The organism is Clostridium psychrophilum (assembly GCF_018861705.1).
Taxonomy (GTDB): Bacteria; Bacillota; Clostridia; order Clostridiales; family Clostridiaceae; genus Clostridium_AD; species Clostridium_AD psychrophilum.
Genome location: NZ_JAHLEC010000264.1, coordinates 1 through 836, shown reverse-complemented (window position 1 = coordinate 836; position 836 = coordinate 1). Strand labels below are relative to the sequence as shown.

1 protein-coding gene is annotated in these 836 nt (G+C 31.1%); it reads left to right on the top strand.

Annotated features, from left to right (window positions below):
* Window positions 1–58: 58 nt before the first annotated feature.
* On the top strand, window positions 59–836 hold a 778-nt coding region (locus KPL38_RS19375; RefSeq protein WP_216290764.1), incomplete at its 3' end, for a transposase.

Below are 836 nucleotides of genomic sequence, written 5' to 3'. Positions count from 1 at the left end.
ATTCACTAATCATTATTATGCTCTAACTGGTCACCCTAGAGATTATAAATTATCATCCATGTTAACTGCTTTGATTATAAAAATGATACTTTCTATCCCAGATATCTCCTTATTAATCAACATACTTAATCTTTCGTCAGAACTTAAAACTTTATGTGGTTTTTCTAAGGTCCCAAACGCATCTCAATTCTCAAGACTAAAAATTGACTTTGAAACTGATTTTCTACAGTTTTTCAATAATCTTGTTGAGATTACTGAACCTATTTGTAACAGACTAAACCCTGAACTTTCCTCTATTCTTGTTGCTGATACTACAGGCATTGAGGGATATGTTAAAGAAAATAACCCTAAAGCATTTGACTCAGTTATGAGAAATACTAAAAAGTTTTCTAAAAACATCCCTAATTTTAATGCTCACAGCTACGCTTGTTCTCAGATGCCTAAGGAATGTTCTTCAAATAAAGATATCAAATTGTCTTATATCAATGGACACTATTGTTACTCAAAGAAAGTTGCCTTAATTACAAATGGTCTTGGCATCATAAGACATATCGATTTCTATAATAGTGATAATTCTATTGATATTGCTAACGCCCTATCGGGCGCTGAACATAAAGATGACTATGATTCTAAGAGCCTTATACCTGTACTTAATAACTTTTTCAGTTATCATCCTGATTTTAAGTATATATATTTTTTAGGTGATGCTGGTTTTGATGCCATTGAAAATTATAAGTATCTCTATAAAGATCACGATATTATACCTATAATCCCTCTCAATCCGAGAGGCACTAAAGATATAGGTAAACCTAAAATTAATGAAAATGGTATTCCAA